Source organism: Actinomycetospora sp. CA-084318, assembly GCF_050955885.1.
Classification (GTDB): Bacteria; Actinomycetota; Actinomycetes; order Mycobacteriales; family Pseudonocardiaceae; genus Actinomycetospora.
Window position 1 is genome coordinate 976,132 of the sequence record NZ_CP192098.1, and the last position, 16,379, is coordinate 992,510.

Consider the following 16,379-nt stretch of genomic DNA (forward strand, 5'->3'; position numbering starts at 1 on the left):
GACCCGATTCCGTTCCGCACTCATGGTCGGCGCCGCCGCCGTGCTCGGGCTCGCCCTGACCGCGTGCGGCGGGTCCGACTCCGGGTCGGGTCAGTCCACGCAGGCCCAGGCACCCGCCCGCACCCTGACGGTGTCGGCGGCGGCCTCGCTCACCGGCGTGTACCAGCAGCTCGGCACCGAGTTCCAGAACGCGAACCCCGGCACCACCGTGAAGTTCAACTTCGGCGGCTCGGACTCGTTGGCCCAGCAGGTGGTGCAGGGCGCCCCGGCCGACGTCCTCGCGACGGCGAGCTCGACGACCATGAACACCGCCGTCCAGGCCGGCAAGATCCAGGGCGAGCCGGTCATCTACGCGACCAACTCGCTGCAGATCGCCGTGGCCCCGGGCAACCCCAAGGGCATCACCGACCTCGCGTCGCTGAACCGGCCCGGCATCGTCTCCGTGGTGTGCGCGCCCGCCGTCCCGTGCGGCGCGGCGGCGAAGGCCGCGGAGCAGGCCGCGGGCGTCACGCTCACCCCGGCCAGCGAGGAGCAGGACGTCAAGGGCGTGCTCAACCGCGTCCAGACCGGCAACGCCGACGCGGGCCTGGTCTACGTCACCGACGTCAGGTCCACGCAGGGCAAGGTCCAGGGCGTCGACTTCCCGCAGGCCTCGGCCCGGGGCGCCGTGCAGTCCTACCCGATCGGCGTGGTGACCGGCTCGCAGAACGCCGACCTCGCGCAGAGCTGGATCAGCTTCGTCCGCGGCCAGCAGGGCACCGCGGCGCTGCAGCAGGCGGGCTTCGTCACGAAGTGACGTCCGTCCCGCGCCTGCTGTGGGGGCCGGCGGCGCTCGCGTGGCTCCTGGTGGCGATCCCCGTCGCGGGGCTCGTCGTCCGGGTGGACTGGCCGAACTTCCTCGGCCTCGTCACCACGCCGTCGGCACTCGCGGCCCTGCGTCTCTCGCTGGAGACCGGGCTCGCGACGATGGTGCTGTGCCTGGTCCTCGGCGGGCCCCTCGCCGTGGTCCTGGCGCGGTCGTCGTTGCCGGGGCTGCCGTTCGTCCGGTCGGTGGTGCTCCTGCCGCTGGTGCTCCCACCCGTCGTCGGGGGCCTGACGCTGCTGTTCCTGTTCGGCCGGACCGGTCCCGTCGGCGGCTTCCTCGACCGCGAGTTCGGCATCACCATCCCCTTCTCGACGACGGCCGTGGTCCTGGCCCAGACCTTCGTCGCGATGCCGTTCCTCGTCGTCTCGCTCGAGGGCGCGCTGCGCACGGCGGGGCAGCGCTACGAGGCGGTCGCCGCGACGCTCGGTGCCTCGCCGGCGACCACGCTGTGGCGGGTGACGGTGCCGGTCGTGCTGCCGGGCCTGATGTCGGGCAGCGTGCTCGCGTTCGCCCGCGCGCTGGGCGAGTTCGGCGCGACGATCACGTTCGCGGGCTCGCTCGAGGGCACCACCCGGACGTTGCCGCTGTTCATCTACCTGGAGTCGGAGAGCGACCTCGACGGAGCGGTGGCGATGTCGCTCGTCCTCGTCGTCGTGGCGATCCTGGTGATCGTGGTCAGCCGTACCCGGGACCTGCGGTGAGCCGGCTCGAGGTCGACGTCGCGGTCACGCGCGGGTCGTTCGCGCTGGACGTGTCGGTCACGGTGGAGTCCGGCGAGGTCGTGGCGGTGCTCGGCTCGAACGGCGCGGGCAAGTCGACGTTCCTCGGCGCGCTCGCCGGGCTGTACCGGCCCGACCGGGGCTCGGTGGTGCTCGCGGGGCGGGTGCTCGACGACGTGCCGGTGCACCGCCGGCGCGTCGGGCTGCTCAGCCAGTCCGCCCTGCTCTTCCCGCACCTGACCGCCCGCGACAACGTCGCCTTCGGGCCCCGGTCCACCGGGTCCCGACGACGGGCCGCGCGGGAGACCGCGGACCGCTGGCTGGAGATGGTCGACGCGACGGCGCTCGCCGACCGCCGCCCGTCCGAGCTCTCCGGCGGGCAGGCGCAACGCGTCGCGATCGCCCGCGCCCTCGCCTGCGAGCCCGAACTGCTGCTGCTCGACGAGCCTTTCGCCGCCCTCGACGTCGACGTCACGCCCGCGATCCGCGCGCTGCTGCGCCGCGTGGTGCGGGCCGCCGGGGTGACCACGCTGATGGTCACCCACGACGTGCTCGACGCCGTGGTCCTCGCCGACCGCCTCGTCGTGCTCGACGCGGGCCGGGTCGTCGAGTCCGGACCCACCGCCGACGTGCTGCGCCGCCCGCGCTCCGCGTTCGCCGCCCGGATCGCCGGGCTCGACCTCGTCCCCGGACGCTCCTGCCGCGAGGGCCTGCGCACGGCCGAGGGCACGGTGATCGGCGGCGTGCACCCCGACCCGGTGGACGGCGACGAGCCGGCGGTCGCCCTGTTCTCCCCGGCGTCGGTCTCGGTGTTCCGCGACCCGCCGAAGGGCTCACCGCGCACGCTCGTGCCGGTGCGCCTGGCCGCGATGGAGCCGCACGGCGAGCTCGTGCGGCTCCGGGCCGGCGTTCCCGACGGCGGCCCGGGCTGGGTCGACGGCCTCGCCGCCGACGTGACCCCGGCCGCGGTCGCCGACCTCGCCGTCGAGCCGGGGGACGAGCTGTGGTTCGCGGTGAAGGCCGCCGAGGTCGAGGTGTACCCGGCGGGCCGGTGAGCCCCCGACCTGCACGAACGGCACTCTCGCAGCATCTATGTGCGCGACAGTGCCGTTCGCTCGGTGCGGCCGGGGCGGTCAGGAGTCCGACGGGCCCCCGAACAGCGGCTCGTCGACCGAGCGGATCTCCTGGCTGGGGAGCCCGCCCGGGTGCTCGCGGCGGACGCGGTCGAGCGCCGCGAGGGCGATGCCGAGGTGGTGGCGCTTGGACGTCTCGTAGAAGGTCTGGGCGTCGGCGGAGAGCTTCGGCGAGCCGTGCAGCGGCTTGTCCGAGACGCACAGCAGCGTCGCGTTCGGGATGCGGTAGCGGAAGCCGTTGGCGGCGATCGTCGCGGACTCCATGTCCACCGCGACGCTCCGGCTCGCCTGCATGGCCGCGAGCGTCAGCTTCTGGTTGAGCTCCCAGTTGCGGTTGTCGGTGGTGTGCACCGTGCCGATCCGGTACTCGGCCCCGGCCTGCTCGAGCGCCTCGAGCAGGAACGTGTTGAGCCGGTGGTTCGGGATCACCGGGACGTTCAGCGGCAGCACCTCGTCGAGCACGTGGTCGAAGCGCTGGTAGCCGGTCGCGAGGACGAAGTCGCCCTTCTGCTGGTGGTTCCGCAGACCGCCGCAGTGCCCGATCATGATCATCGTGTCGGGGCGCAGCACCGCGACGTGGTCGGTCGCGGTCTTCGCGTTCGCGGGGCCGACGCCGATGTTCACCAGCGTGACGCCGTCGCCGTCGGGCAGCACGTGGTGGTAGGCGGGCATCTGGACCTCGTGGTCCGGGCGGACCGCGTCGGTGTACCGCTCGAGGAACGCCTCGACGTGCATCGCGTAGTTGGTGAACAGCACGTGCCGCTGGAAGGCCGCGGCGGGCGTGCCGGTGTAGTGCCCGAGCCGGTCCACCGAGAGCTGCATCCGCTCCGGACCGAACAGGAAGAGCTTCTTCGACCGGGCGTCGACGCGGTCCTCGTCGAGGGCGGCGAAGAACGACGGGTCGTCGAAGGCCAGGGCCGGCCGCGAGGGCCGCACCGTGACCCGCGCGCCGGCGCGCAGCAGCCCTTCGAGCTCCCGGCACAGGTAGCGCCGGATCGCGGCCGTGCGGGAGAACTCGCCGGTCAGTCGGGGATTGACCGCCGACCACGGGCGCACGACCTCGATCGTCGAGTACCACCCGTCGTCGTCGATCGCCGCGAGCGTGTCCACCAGCCGCGCCACGGCGTCGTCGTACGCGTCCAGGGTCGCGCCGTCGGCGCTCGCGGTGGTCTGCGGGTGGGTCGCGGTCACGGCTGCCGATGCTCCCAGCCCGTCCCGACGACGAGGCGGCGAGGGTTCACGCTGTCGGTGCATCATGCGATCGTGAGCCGCACCACGATCGAAGACGTCCTGGAGGTCACCCGGTGAGCGCCCCCGCAGTCCCGTCGTACGCATCCGGTGTCTCGGACGAGCCGCTGCTCGGCGACACCATCGGCGACAACCTCGACCGCACCGCGGCCCGGTTCGGTGACGGCGAGGCCCTGGTCGACCGCGCGCAGGGGCTGCGCTACACGTGGTCGGAGTTCGTCGCGGAGGTCGACGCGCTGGCGCTGGGCCTGCTCGACCTGGGGATCGTCAAGGGCGACCGGGTCGGCATCTGGGCGCCGAACTGCGCCCAGTGGACGCTGCTGCAGTACGCGACGGCGAAGATCGGCGCGATCCTCGTCAACATCAACCCGGCCTACCGCACCCACGAGCTGGAGTTCGTGCTCAACCAGGCCGGGATCCGGCTCCTGGTCGCGGCGCGCGCGTTCAAGACCTCGCAGTACGCCGAGATGATCGAGACGGTCCGCCCGAACTGCGCCGCGCTCGAGACGGTGATCATCACCGACTCCGACGAGTGGCGGGCGCTGTTCGTCGCCGGCGACGTGTCGCGGGTGCGGGCGGTGCAGGCCGAGCTGTCGGCGGACGACCCGATCAACATCCAGTACACCTCGGGCACCACCGGGTTCCCGAAGGGCGCAACGCTCTCGCACCACAACATCCTCAACAACGGCTACTTCGTGGGCCGCCTGTGCGGCTACACCGAGGTCGACCGCGTCTGCATCCCGGTGCCCTTCTACCACTGCTTCGGCATGGTCATGGGCAACCTCGCGTGCACCAGCTCCGGCGCGACGATGGTGATCCCGGCGCCGGGCTTCGACCCGAAGCTGACGCTGGAGGCGGTCGCCGAGGAGCGGTGCACCTCGCTGTACGGGGTGCCGACGATGTTCATCGCCGAGCTCTCGCTGCCCGACGTCGAGTCCTACGACGTGTCCAGCCTGCGCACCGGGATCATGGCCGGCTCGCCGTGCCCGGTGGAGGTGATGAAGCAGGTCGTCGAGCGCTTCGGGATGACCGAGGTGTCGATCTGCTACGGCATGACCGAGACCTCGCCCGTGTCCACCCAGACCCGCGCGGACGACTCGCTGGACCGTCGCGTGTCCACCGTCGGACGCACGATGCCGCACCTGGAGTCGAAGATCGTCGACCCGGAGACGGGGCTGACCGTGCCGCGCGGCACGCCCGGCGAGCTGTGCACCCGCGGCTACTCGGTGATGCTCGGCTACTGGGAGCAGCCCGACAAGACCGCCGAGGTGCTCGACCGGGCCCGGTGGATGCACACCGGCGACCTCGGGGTGATGGACGACGAGGGCTACATCAACATCACCGGCCGGATCAAGGACATGGTCATCCGCGGTGGGGAGAACGTGTACCCCCGCGAGATCGAGGAGTTCCTCTACACCCACCCCGACATCCTCGACGCGCAGGTCATCGGGGTGCCCGACCAGCGCTACGGCGAGGAGCTCATGGCCTGGGTGCGGCTGCGCGACGGGGTCACCGAGCTGACCGCCGAGCAGGTCCGCGAGTTCGCCACCGGCAAGCTGGCGCACTACAAGATCCCGCGCTACGTGCACGTGGTCGAGGAGTTCCCGATGACCGTCACCGGGAAGGTCCGCAAGGTCGAGATGCGCGCCACCGCCGTGGAGCTGCTGGGCCTCGAGGCGGCATCGCCGACGGCGTAGGGCACCGTCCCGTGTGAGGGGAACCCTCGTGCCACGAGAGCGCTCGGATCCTCCCCTCACGTGCCGTGGCTCCCGCCGCTGATCTCCGGCGACCTCGTCACCCGTGCGGGATACGATGGTGAGACGCGCTCCGGCACGCTGCCGGGGCGCGTTCTCGTCGACGAGAGAACGGGTGAGCACGGTGCCGACCGGCAAGGTCAAGTGGTACGACGCCGAGAAGGGGTTCGGGTTCCTCTCCCAGGAGGAGGGCGCCGACGTCTACGTCCCCAAGGGGTCGCTGCCGCGTGAGGTGGAGGCCCTGAAGTCGGGCCAGCGCGTGGAGTTCGGGATCGCCGAGGGGCGTCGCGGGCCGCAGGCGCTGCAGGTCCGTCTGGTCGACCCGCTGCCCAGCGTCGCCGAGGCCAAGCGCCGCTCGCCCGACGAGCTGCACGGGCTCATCGACGACATGATCAAGCTGCTCGAGGCGAAGGTGCAGCCCGACCTGCGTCGCGGCCGCTACCCCGACCGCCGCAACACCAAGCGGCTCGCCGAGGTCGTCCGCGCGGTCGCTCGCGAGCTCGAGGGCTGAGCCCCGGCTGGGCGTCGACGCATCCTGTCGCGGGCTCCCGACCTGCCCGCCCCACCTCGTCGCTGAGGCTCACGACGACGAGGTGGGGACGCGGCGCCGAGACCGCGACCAGGCGGCCGCCCGCGACTCAGGCCGCGCCCACCGCCGCGAGCACCCAGGTGGAGCGGGTCGAGAACAGGTCGCCCTGCGCCGTGACCGTCTGGCTGGCCCCGAACTGCTGCACCTCCACCCGCTGGAGGCGCCACCGCGGGTCGGGCAGGACCAGCCGGAACGACGACCGCGCGTTCGGTGCGAACACCTGGCTGCGCCCGCTCTGCTGGGCGTTGTTCTCGTCGAGGTAGACGAAGGCGACCTGCCAGGGCGTGGGGAGCACGGCGTCGGGCACCGTCACGTCCACCGCCACCCCGGGCGGCAGCGGGAGGCTGGCGACCGCGGAGGGGTCGGTCTCGCAGTCGGTGACCATCAGGTCGCAGTAGACGGTCGGCGACGCCGGCACGGCGATGCCGTTCGCGGTGAAGGTGACGTCACCCGGGTCGTCCGGGCCGGAGGTCACCACCAGCACCGTCACCACCGCGGCGATCACCACGACAATGGCGACGACGGCGATCCACACCCAGCGGGGCACCGCCCGCACGCGAGCGAGCATCAGGCGGAGCGGCGGGGGAGCAGGGAGCGACCGCGCGAGGTGAGCACGGTCTGCACGGTACCGATCGCCAGCACACCGCTGATCACCGTGAAGCCGATCCACCAGGTCGGGGGCAGCAGCACGCCCAGCGTGCCGCCGAACACCCAGGTGAGCTGCAGGATCGTCTCGGACCGCCCGAATGCCGACGCGCGCGCCGCCTCGGGCAGGTCCCGCTGCACCACGGCGTCGAGGCAGACCTTGAGCAGCGCGGAGGCGGTCGCCCCGACGAGCCCGACCACGGCCGCCGTCGCGAGCCCGACGACGACCGCCGCGGTCACCGTGGCGGCGAGCGCGGCGCACAGGGCGGTGATCAGCAGGAGATCCGGGCGGTCGAAGCGGCGGCGGGCACCGAGCGCGTTGCCGAGAAACCCGCCGGCGCCGGCCGCCGCACCGACGACGCCGAGCAGCAGCAGCTGCCGCCCGGGCGTGCCCTCGGTCTGGGCCTTGACGACGAACGCCGCGAACAGGGTCAGGAACCCGGTGAGGGAGCGGATCGTGCCGTTCGCCCACAGGGCCGTGACGACCTGGGGACTCATCCGCACGCGTCGTCGGGACGAGCCCGGGCGGCCTCGATCGCCCGGCTCCGCTGCGCTGCGCGGGCGGGGGATCAACACCGTCTCCATCTCGCCCTCGGTCACCTCCACCCAGCGCGGGATGCGCAGGCACAGCCAGACGGCGGCGAAGCAGATGCCGGCGGTGAGCCAGGCCGCGCCGGGCGAGCCGAACAGGTACGAGACCCCGGCCGCGAGGGCGCCGAACACCCCGGAGGCGACCAGGCCGAAGACGGTCAGCCGGGAGTTCGTCGTCACCAGGGTGATGCCCGGCGGCAGCACGCGGGGCGTGACCGCCGCCTTGAGCACCCCGAACGACTTCGACAGCACGAGGATCCCCAGCGCCGCGGGGTAGAGCGCCCAGGTGTCCATGAACAGGGCGAGGACCACCGCGAGGGCGCCCTGACCCGCCGTCGAGATCGCGAGCGCCCAGCGGCGGCCGCGTTGGACGCGGTCGAGCAGCGGACCGATCACGGGGGCGACCAGCGCGAACGGGGCGACCGTGATCAGCAGGTAGAGCGCGACCTTGTCCTTGGACTCCGCGCTCGCCGCGGAGAAGAACAGGGTGTTCGCGAGCGCGACGGCGAGCGTGGCGTCGGAGGCGTAGTTGGCCATCCACGCGTAGGTCAGGGCGGTGAGGCCCGAGCGGTCGGCACCGTCGGCGGACGCGGCCCGGTGGAACGCCCGCGCACCCGCGCGCGTGAGGGTGCGGGCGCGCCACGCGGCGACGCGGGTGACGGTGATCTTGCGCGGGCCGGGGTCGTCGGCGTCCTGGCCGGTCAGCCGCCGGGTGGGCGGTGGCTCCTCCGTGCGGCGGGTCGGCGGTGGCTCGTCCTGACGACGGGTGTCCCGCTCGCGCCGTCGCCCCGCCGACCAGCCGGCACGGCCGGTGTCGGGGTCCGGGTCGGGATCGGGGCGGGCCACGGGTCCCATCGTCGCTCACCGCGACCGGTTGATCATCGACGATGTGGCCTTTCCTGGCACTGGGTGCACGCAGTGACGCATTGCTGGCACCGGGAGGTGCCCAGCGGGAAGCCCGGAGGCCGTCGGGGCGTTCTCGTAGACTGGTCGTCGATCCTCCCCACCCCGTCAGGAGTCGGTTCCCGGGTGTCTCCCGCTGCGCTGTCCGAACTCACCGCGGTCCTGCTGGCCGATCCCGGCCTGGCCGGCGTCGTCGACGCCGCCGGGCGCGACGCGGCCGTCGAGGGCCCCACCGCGCTGCGCCCGCTGCTCGCCGCCGCGCTGGCCGCGGGCGCGCACCGGACCGTGCTCGTCGTCTGCGCCACCGAGCGCGAGGCCGACGAGCTGGCCGCGTCGGTCGGCGAGCTGATCGGCCCGGACACCGTCGCCTACCTGCCCAGCTGGGAGACGCTGCCCCACGAGCGGCTGTCCCCCCGGGCGGACACGGTCGGCCGCCGGGTCGACATCCTGCGCCGTCTGGCGCACCCGGGCGAGCGCCCGCTGCAGGTCGTCACCACCGCCACCCGCTCGCTGATCCAGCCGCTGGTGCCGGGCCTGGGCGACCTCGAGCCGGTCGTGCTGCGCGAGGGCGTCGAGATCGAGCTGGGCGACCTCGCCGAGCGCCTCGTCGGCCTCGCCTACGCGCGCGTGGAGATGGTGGAGAAGCGCGGCGAGTTCGCCGTCCGCGGCGGCATCGTCGACCTCTTCCCGCCGACCGCCGAGTCGCCGGTGCGCATCGAGTTCTGGGGCGACGAGGTCTCGGAGATGCGCTGCTTCTCGGTCGCCGACCAGCGCTCGCTGCCCGACCGCGAGGACGGGTCCGCCCGGCCCACCGAGGTCATCGCCCCGCCGTGCCGCGAGCTGCTGCTGACCCCCGAGGTGCGCGAGCGTGCCGCCGAGCTGCACACGGTCCACGGGAGCGACGCCGCGCTCGGCGAGCTGCTCGGCAAGGTCGCCGCCGGCATCCCCACCGAGGGCATGGAGTCGCTCATCCCGGCGCTGCTGCCCGGGGAGCTGCGCCTGCTGCCGGAGTTCCTTCCCGACGACTCGTCGGTCGTGATCTGCCATCCGGAGCGGGTCGCGCGGCGCGCCGCCGACCTCGTGCGCACCGGCCAGGAGTTCCTCGAGGCCAGCTGGCTCGTCGCGGCCGACTCCACCGACGGCCGCGCGCCGATCGACCTGGGCGCCTCGGCCTACCGGGACCTCGACGTCGTCCGCGCCACCACCCGCGAGGCCGGCTGCCCCTGGTGGACGCTGTCCAGCCTCGCCACCGATCCCGACCTGTCGGACGAATCGGTGACGAGCGACGGGGTCCGCGTCGTGCGCACCGGCATCGCGGGTGTCGACTCCTACCGCGGCGACTGGGAGAAGGCCGCCGTCGACCTGCGCGCGCACGCCGCCGCGGGCGGCGCCGCCCTCGTCGTCCTCCCGGCCGCGGGCACCGCCGAGCGGGCCGTCGAGCAGCTGCGGGAGTTCGTCGGCGAGGACGTGCCGGTCGTCCCCGGCACCGCCGAGCCCCGGCCGGGCAGCATCGTCGTCACCCGCGGCCGGCTGGCCGACGGCTTCGTCGCCGAGGCGAGCCGCCTCGTCGTCGTCACCGAGGCCGACCTCACCGGCGCCCGCAACGCCGGGGCGGACACCCCGACGAAGCGCGCCGCGGTGAAGCGCCGCAACGCGGTCGACCCGCTGACGCTGCAGCCCGGCGACTTCGTGGTCCACGCCCAGCACGGCATCGGCAAGTTCGTCGAGATGACCCAGCGGACCACGGGCACCGGCAAGGCCGCGACCACCCGCGAGTACCTGGTCCTCGAGTACTCGTCGTCGAAGCGCGGCCAGCAGAGCGACCGGCTGTTCGTGCCGACCGACCAGCTCGACCAGATCAGCCGCTACGTCGGCGGCGAGCTGCCCACGCTGAACAAGCTCGGCGGCTCGGACTGGTCGAAGACGAAGTCGAAGGCCCGCAAGGCGGTGCGCGACATCGCCGCGTCGCTGGTCCAGCTCTACGCCGCCCGCCAGGCCGCGCCCGGCCACGCGTTCGCCCCGGACACCCCGTGGCAGCGCGAGATGGAGGACGCGTTCCCTTACACCGAGACGCCCGACCAGGCGTCGGCGATCGACGAGGTCAAGTCCGACATGGAGAAGGCGGTCCCGATGGACCGCGTCATCTCCGGCGACGTCGGCTACGGCAAGACCGAGATCGCGGTGCGCGCGGCGTTCAAGGCGGTGCAGGACGGCAAGCAGGTCGCGGTCCTCGTGCCCACCACGCTGCTCGCCCAGCAGCACCTGCAGACCTTCACCGAGCGGATGCGCAACTTCCCGGTGACCGTCCGCGGCCTCTCCCGGTTCACGCCGGGCAAGGAGGCCGATCAGACGATCAAGGGTCTCGCGGACGGCACGGTGGACGTCGTCGTCGGGACCCACCGGCTGTTGCAGACCGGGATCACCTGGAAGGACCTCGGCCTCGTCGTCATCGACGAGGAGCAGCGCTTCGGCGTCGAGCACAAGGAGCACATCACCGGGCTGCGCGCCCACGTGGACATGCTCTCGATGTCCGCGACGCCGATCCCGCGCACGCTGGAGATGAGCCTCGCCGGCATCCGCGAGATGTCGACGATCCTCACCCCGCCCGAGGAGCGGCACCCGACGCTGACCTACGTCGGCGCCTACGACGACAAGCAGGTCGCCGCCGCGGTCCGCCGCGAGCTGCTGCGCGACGGGCAGGTCTTCTACATCCACAACCGGGTGCAGTCGATCGACGACACCGCCGCGCGGCTGCGCCGCCTCGTCCCCGAGGCCCGCATCGCCACCGCGCACGGGCAGATGGCCGAGGAACGCCTCGAGCGCACCGTCAACGAGTTCTGGGAGCGCGAGCACGACGTGCTCGTCTGCACCACGATCGTCGAGAACGGCCTCGACATCTCCAACGCGAACACGCTCATCGTGGAGCGCTCGGACGCCCTCGGGCTCTCGCAGCTCCACCAGCTGCGCGGCCGCGTCGGGCGCGGGCGGGAGCGCGGGTACGCGTACTTCCTCTACCCGAACGACAAGCCGCTGACCGAGACCTCGCACGAGCGGCTCGCGACGATCGCGCAGCACTCGGAGCTGGGTGCGGGCACGGCGGTCGCGATGAAGGACCTCGAGATCCGCGGCGCCGGCAACATCCTCGGCGCCGAGCAGTCCGGGCACATCGCGGGCGTCGGGTTCGACCTGTACGTGCGCCTGGTCGGCGAGGCCGTCGAGGCGTTCAAGAAGCACACCGACGCGGCGGGTGAGGACGACGAGCCGCTGGCGGAGGTGCGGGTCGACCTGCCGATCGACGCCCACGTGCCGCACGACTACGTCGACACCGAGCGGCTGCGCCTCGACGTCTACCGCAAGATCGCCGAGGCGGCCGACGCCGCGGCGCTGGACGCGGTCAAGGAGGAGCTCGTCGACCGGTACGGCGAGCCGCCGGTCCCGGTGACGAACCTGCTCGCGGTCGCCGCGTTCCGGCAGGCCTGCCGCCGCTACGGCATCACCGAGGTGTCGGGGCAGGGCAACCAGATCCGGTTCGCCCCGGTCGACCTGCCCGAGTCCGCCCAGATGCGCCTCAAGCGGCTCCACCCGCGGGCGCAGCTCAAGGCGGCCTCGCAGACGCTGTCGCTGCCGCGCCCGACCGAGGGCTCGTCCGGTGCGGGCGGTCAGCGGGGCCCGGTCAAGATGGGCGCCGCACCGCTGCGCGACCTCGAACTGCTCGCCTGGTGCGAGCAGCTGTTCGTGGCGCTCTACGGCGAGCGTCCGGCGGCCGCGAAGGTGCCGGCCGGGGTGTAGCCGCCGGCCGGCAGGGCGGGCTACGTCCCCGGCACCAGCAGCACGACCCCGGGCCCCGTCGTCTGCCCGTTCGAGCCACCGGCGCTGCAGGACGCCCCGAGGAACAGCACGGCAGCGAGGATCACCAGGACGGCGAGGAAGCCGCCGAGGATCGCCCCCACCGGCAGGCGGGAGCGGCCTCCCGTGGGCTTCTGGTCGGCACCGGGGCGCTTCTCGAACAGCGTCGGATCGCGGTCGTCGTCGCTACTCACGGGGAGGGCTTCCCGCCCGGGCCGACGGCGATGCGCGCAGTCGCGCACACTGCGGACGTGAGCCGACTCGCCCTCCTCGCCACCGGCGGCACCATCGCCACCCGCGCCACCGCGGACGGCCGCGCGGTGTCGGCCACGGCCGCCGACCTCCTCGCCACGGCCCGCACCGACCTCGACGTCACCGCGATCGACGCGGCCGGCCGGCTCTCCTTCGCGGCCACCCTCGACGACCTCGCCGCGCTCGCCCGCACGGTCCGCGAGGCGTGCGCGGACCACGACGGGGTCGTCCTCACCCACGGCACGGACACCCTCGAGGAGACCACCGCGCTGCTCGCGCTCACCCACGACGGGCGGACCCCGGTGACGATCACCGGCGCCCAGCGGCCGTTCGACGACCCGGCGCCCGACGGGCCGGGCAACCTAGCCGCGGCACTGCGGTGGGCCGCCCACGGCCGGGCCGGGGTCACCGTCACCTTCGCCGGGCAGGTGCTCCCCGCGATCGGGGTGCGAAAGGTCGACGCCGAGGCGCTGACGGCGTTCGCCGCACCGGGCCGGGGACCGCTCGCGAGCGTCGACGCCCACCGGGTCCGGGAGCACGCGGCCGCCGCCCCGACCGGGCTGGCCGACCCGCCCACCGCGCTCCCGCGCGTCGACGTCGTGGCCCAGTACGTCGGCGCCGACGACCACGCGATCACCGCCGCCGCCGACGCGGGCGCCCGCGGCGTCGTCGTGGCCGCGTTCGGCGCGGGCAACGCGACCCCACCCGTCGTCGGGAAGGCCCGGGAGCTGCTGGACCGCGGGATCCCGGTCGCGGTGGCGAGCCGGACGGGCAGCGGCGCGGTCGAGGGCCTGTACGCCGGCGGTGGCGCCGACCTCGCGCGGGCGGGAGCGCTGTTCGCGGGCGACCTCTCGCCGTGGCAGACGCGGATGCTGCTCGCGGTCGCGGTGGCCGCGCACCCCGACGACCCGATCGGGGCCGCCCGGGAGTGGATGGCTCGCGTCGGGGTCGCATGACCATGAGAAGGTGTCGCCCGTGCTGCGCCGGATCGTCCTCGCACTGGTCGCGCTGACCGCCCTCACCGCCTGCTCCACGGCCACCGGACCTCAGGTCGGGGCCGGGACGGCGGCCGTCGTCGGGAACGCCACGATCTCCACGGACCTGGTCGAGGCGCGGCTGCGCACCGCCCTCCCGGTCCTCGTCGACGCGCTGAACCAGCAGGCGCAGGAGGAGGGGCGGCAGAGTCCGGCCCTCGACGCGCCCACCCTGGCCGTCCAGAGCCGCGCCCTGCTGGGCCTCGCGATCCAGCACCAGATCGTGCTCGAGGCGACCCGCCGCCAGGGCATCGTCGTCGACCCGGCCCGCGTGGAGGCGCAGGTGGCGGCGGCCGGCGGCGCGCAGTCCACGGCGACCACCGGCCTCGACCTCGACGCACTGCGCGACCTGGTGTCCGACCAGCTCGCCCTCGCCGAGATCGGACGCCGGGAGTTCGACCGGCTGCAGGTGACCGTCGACGTCGGCACCTTCGGCGACAAGGCGTCCGCCGAGCGGGCGGCCACGCAGCTCGCCTCCGACCCCGGCGTCGGTCCCCTCGCAGCGCTCCCGCCCGGGATGCAGATCCTCGACCGCACCGTGCGCCCGGGCAACGCCCAGTCCGACGCGGTGATCCGGACGCCCTCCTCGCCGATCTTCGGGCTGCCGGGGCGCACGGTCGCCCTCCTCTCGCCGCAGCAGCAGCAATCGACGCCGGGCGCTCCGACGCCGGACCCGACCACCCAGCCGTGGACCGTCATCCGTGTGCGGGACCGGTCGCTCGCCGCGCCGGCCCCCACCGGCAACACGGTGCCGTCCGCCCTGGTGGACGCCCGCACGCTCGCCCAGTTCGGGCGGCGCGCCGTCCAGCCGCTCGCCGCGGAGCTCGGCGTGCAGGTCAACCCGCGCTACGGCACCTGGGACCCGACCCAGGACGAGGTCGTCGCCCCGCCGGCCGCCGCGGGCTCGATCATCCCGCTCGCCCCGAGCGTGGCGTTCGCCCCGACCGCGCCGTGAGTGCGCCGATCACGGTTCACGTCGACCCGCGGCTCGGCGCGGTCCTCCCGGCGGGCGCGGTGCGGCTCGTCGCGGCCGCCCCCGCGGTCCTGCTCGACCCGTCCCTGCCCGAGCCGGTCGCGGCGCGCTTCGCCGCGGAACTCGGCGCCGTCCCCGTTCCCGACGAGGGCTCGGCGCCGGCGGGCGCGGTCGTCCTCGTCGCGGCGCGCGACCCCCAGGCCCCGGCGGGCGTCGAGCTGCTCGAGGCCGTGGCCGTGATGGACCGGCTGCGCTCCCCGGGCGGCTGCCCGTGGGACGCCGAGCAGACCCACGAGAGCCTGCTGCGCTACCTCGTCGAGGAGACCTACGAGCTCTACGACGCGCTCGCGGCGGGGGACGTCGCGGCGAGCCGCGAGGAGCTCGGCGACGTGCTGCTCCAGGTGCTCTTCCACTCCCGGGTCGCCGCCGAGGGGGAGGGCTACGACATCGACGCGGTGGCCGCCGAGCTCGTCGCGAAGCTCGTCGGGCGGCATCCGCACGTGTTCGCGGACGCAGAGACCGTGGTCACCGCGAGCGACCAGGACCGCCGGTGGGAGGAGCTCAAGGCCACCGAGAAGCAGCGGGACTCGGTCCTCGACGGCGTCGCGCAGGCCCAGCCCGCCGCCGCGCTGCTGGCGAAGTACGTCAGCCGGGTGCGGCGTGCGGGGGTGCCCGACGACGTCCTCGCGGCCCTCGCGGCCACCGACTCGGAGGTCGCGCGCGCGGTCGTCGCGGCCGCCGGACCGGGCGGCGACCCGGAGGGCGAGCTCCGCGAGGCGGCGGTCGCGTTCGCCACGCGAGTCCGTGCCCTGGAGGCCGCGACGGGCGGTTCGTCCCGAGATGTCGAGTTCTGGCGTCGCGCTGCGCAACAGGCCGGTCTCGTGAAGTAACGGTGAACCCTGGTGCTTCCGTCCCCTGATCGCGAAGGCTAGCCTCACCTCACCTTCAGACGGTGTGAACGTGAGGACGGACGGAACATGCTGGGCAACGCCCTGATCGGTCTGCGGGAGGGGCTCGAGGCCTCGCTCGTGGTCAGCATCCTCGTGGCCTTCCTGGTCCAGACCGATCGCCGTCGCGAGCTCCCCCGCGTGTGGCTCGGCGTCGGGGCCGCGATCGCCGTGAGCATCGGCGTCGTCCTCGTCCTCACGCTGACCGAGCAGGCCCTCACCTTCGAGGCGCAGGAGGCGTTCGGCGGTGGGCTCTCGATCGTCGCGGTCGGCTTCGTCACCTGGATGATCTTCTGGATGCGGCGCGCGGCCCGGTCCATCTCGACCGAGCTGCGCGGCGGCCTGGAGAAGGCGATCGCAATGGGCCCGGTGGCGGTGGTCGTCATGGCGGCCCTGGCCGTCGGCCGCGAGGGTCTCGAGACCGCGATCTTCTTCTTCGCGGCGGTCCAGGCCGCCGGCTCGACGACGGGTCCGCTCATCGGCTTCCTCATCGGCATCGCCGCGTCGGTGGTGATCGCGTACCTGATCTACCGGGGCGCGCTGAGCCTGAACATGGGGAAGTTCTTCACGGTCACCGGCGTCCTGCTCGTCTTCGTCGCGGCGGGCATCCTCGCCTACGGCGTCCACGACCTGCAGGAGGCGGGCATCCTGCCGGGCCTGTACACGCTGGCCTTCGACGTGAGCGCCGCCGTCCCCGCCGACTCCTGGTACGGCACGCTGCTCAAGGGCGTCTTCAACTTCTCCCCGCAGACCACCGTGCTCGAGGCGGTGGTCTGGGTCGCCTACGTGGCCGTCGTGCTCACCCTGTTCCTCAAGCCGGTCCGGCGCACCGTGCCGCCCGCCGCCGACAGCGAGACCGCGGCCGCCGGCGCCGCCTGAC

At 73.7% G+C, this 16,379-nt stretch carries 14 protein-coding genes; 10 read left to right on the top strand and 4 right to left on the bottom strand.

Translation table 11 applies throughout. The features are described from left to right. The first annotated feature begins 22 nt into the window (after positions 1-22). The 3 genes from modA to ACQPYX_RS04815 are packed head-to-tail and all read left to right on the top strand — an operon-like array spanning position 23 to position 2,639. On the top strand, positions 23-796 hold the full coding sequence (gene modA, locus ACQPYX_RS04805) for a molybdate ABC transporter substrate-binding protein (RefSeq protein ID WP_433803670.1): 774 nt from the start codon (positions 23-25) through the stop codon (positions 794-796). After that, the gene (locus tag ACQPYX_RS04810; RefSeq protein ID WP_433801778.1) at positions 793-1,566 is read left to right on the top strand and encodes an ABC transporter permease; all 774 of its coding nucleotides are present in this window, start codon (positions 793-795) and stop codon (positions 1,564-1,566) included. Before modA ends, ACQPYX_RS04810 begins: the two co-directional genes overlap by 4 nt. Then, a complete protein-coding gene (locus ACQPYX_RS04815; RefSeq protein ID WP_433801779.1) occupies positions 1,563-2,639 on the top strand; it encodes a sulfate/molybdate ABC transporter ATP-binding protein in 1,077 nt (358 codons plus the stop codon). The genes ACQPYX_RS04810 and ACQPYX_RS04815 overlap by 4 nt, the downstream gene beginning before the upstream one ends. Positions 2,640-2,717: 78 nt before the next feature. Here ACQPYX_RS04815 and ACQPYX_RS04820 read toward each other — a convergent pair whose 3' ends face one another. Further along, on the bottom strand, positions 2,718-3,908 hold the full coding sequence (locus tag ACQPYX_RS04820) for an AMP nucleosidase (protein WP_433801780.1): 1,191 nt from the start codon (positions 3,906-3,908) through the stop codon (positions 2,718-2,720). 113 nt (positions 3,909-4,021) lie between these two features. Between ACQPYX_RS04820 and ACQPYX_RS04825 the strand changes: the two genes are divergently transcribed. Together ACQPYX_RS04825 and ACQPYX_RS04830 are read left to right on the top strand one after the other, a co-directional pair. Continuing rightward, positions 4,022-5,662 (top strand): AMP-binding protein, encoded by a 1,641-nt coding sequence (locus tag ACQPYX_RS04825; RefSeq protein ID WP_433801781.1) that lies wholly within the window; start codon positions 4,022-4,024, stop codon positions 5,660-5,662. Between the two features lie 181 nt (positions 5,663-5,843). Then, on the top strand, positions 5,844-6,230 hold the full coding sequence (locus tag ACQPYX_RS04830; protein WP_169182663.1) for a cold-shock protein: 387 nt from the start codon (positions 5,844-5,846) through the stop codon (positions 6,228-6,230). Positions 6,231-6,357: 127 nt separating this feature from the next. Here the strand turns inward: ACQPYX_RS04830 and ACQPYX_RS04835 are convergent, their stop codons facing one another. Both ACQPYX_RS04835 and ACQPYX_RS04840 read right to left on the bottom strand, forming a co-directional pair. Next, complete coding sequence (locus ACQPYX_RS04835) at positions 6,358-6,864, bottom strand: DUF2771 family protein (protein ID WP_433801782.1); 507 nt, start codon at positions 6,862-6,864, stop codon at positions 6,358-6,360. Between the two features lie 11 nt (positions 6,865-6,875). Beyond that, positions 6,876-8,399 carry an MFS transporter gene (locus ACQPYX_RS04840; RefSeq protein WP_433801783.1) on the bottom strand — a complete coding sequence of 508 codons (1,524 nt, stop codon included), beginning with the start codon at positions 8,397-8,399 and terminating at the stop codon, positions 6,876-6,878. 174 nt (positions 8,400-8,573) lie between these two features. On the opposite strand from ACQPYX_RS04840, the gene mfd reads away from it, so the two are divergent. Beyond that, positions 8,574-12,236: a transcription-repair coupling factor gene (gene mfd, locus ACQPYX_RS04845; RefSeq protein ID WP_433801784.1), complete on the top strand. Its 3,663-nt coding sequence runs from the start codon at positions 8,574-8,576 to the stop codon at positions 12,234-12,236. Positions 12,237-12,256: 20 nt separating this feature from the next. Here mfd and ACQPYX_RS04850 read toward each other — a convergent pair whose 3' ends face one another. Beyond that, positions 12,257-12,487: a hypothetical protein gene (locus tag ACQPYX_RS04850; protein ID WP_433801785.1), complete on the bottom strand. Its 231-nt coding sequence runs from the start codon at positions 12,485-12,487 to the stop codon at positions 12,257-12,259. A 57-nt stretch (positions 12,488-12,544) separates the two neighbouring features. On the opposite strand from ACQPYX_RS04850, the gene ACQPYX_RS04855 reads away from it, so the two are divergent. The 4 genes from ACQPYX_RS04855 to efeU all read left to right on the top strand — a co-directional run bounded on the left by ACQPYX_RS04855 (position 12,545) and on the right by efeU (position 16,378). Beyond that, on the top strand, positions 12,545-13,501 hold the full coding sequence (locus ACQPYX_RS04855; RefSeq protein ID WP_433801786.1) for an asparaginase: 957 nt from the start codon (positions 12,545-12,547) through the stop codon (positions 13,499-13,501). Between the two features lie 19 nt (positions 13,502-13,520). Then, positions 13,521-14,534, top strand: a complete 1,014-nt coding sequence (locus tag ACQPYX_RS04860) for a hypothetical protein (protein WP_433801787.1) — start codon at positions 13,521-13,523, stop codon at positions 14,532-14,534. After that, positions 14,531-15,442 (top strand): MazG family protein, encoded by a 912-nt coding sequence (locus ACQPYX_RS04865; protein WP_433801788.1) that lies wholly within the window; start codon positions 14,531-14,533, stop codon positions 15,440-15,442. Before ACQPYX_RS04860 ends, ACQPYX_RS04865 begins: the two co-directional genes overlap by 4 nt. A gap of 87 nt (positions 15,443-15,529) precedes the next feature. Then, positions 15,530-16,378: an iron uptake transporter permease EfeU gene (gene efeU / locus ACQPYX_RS04870; protein ID WP_433801789.1), complete on the top strand. Its 849-nt coding sequence runs from the start codon at positions 15,530-15,532 to the stop codon at positions 16,376-16,378. Position 16,379: the final 1 nt, after the last annotated feature.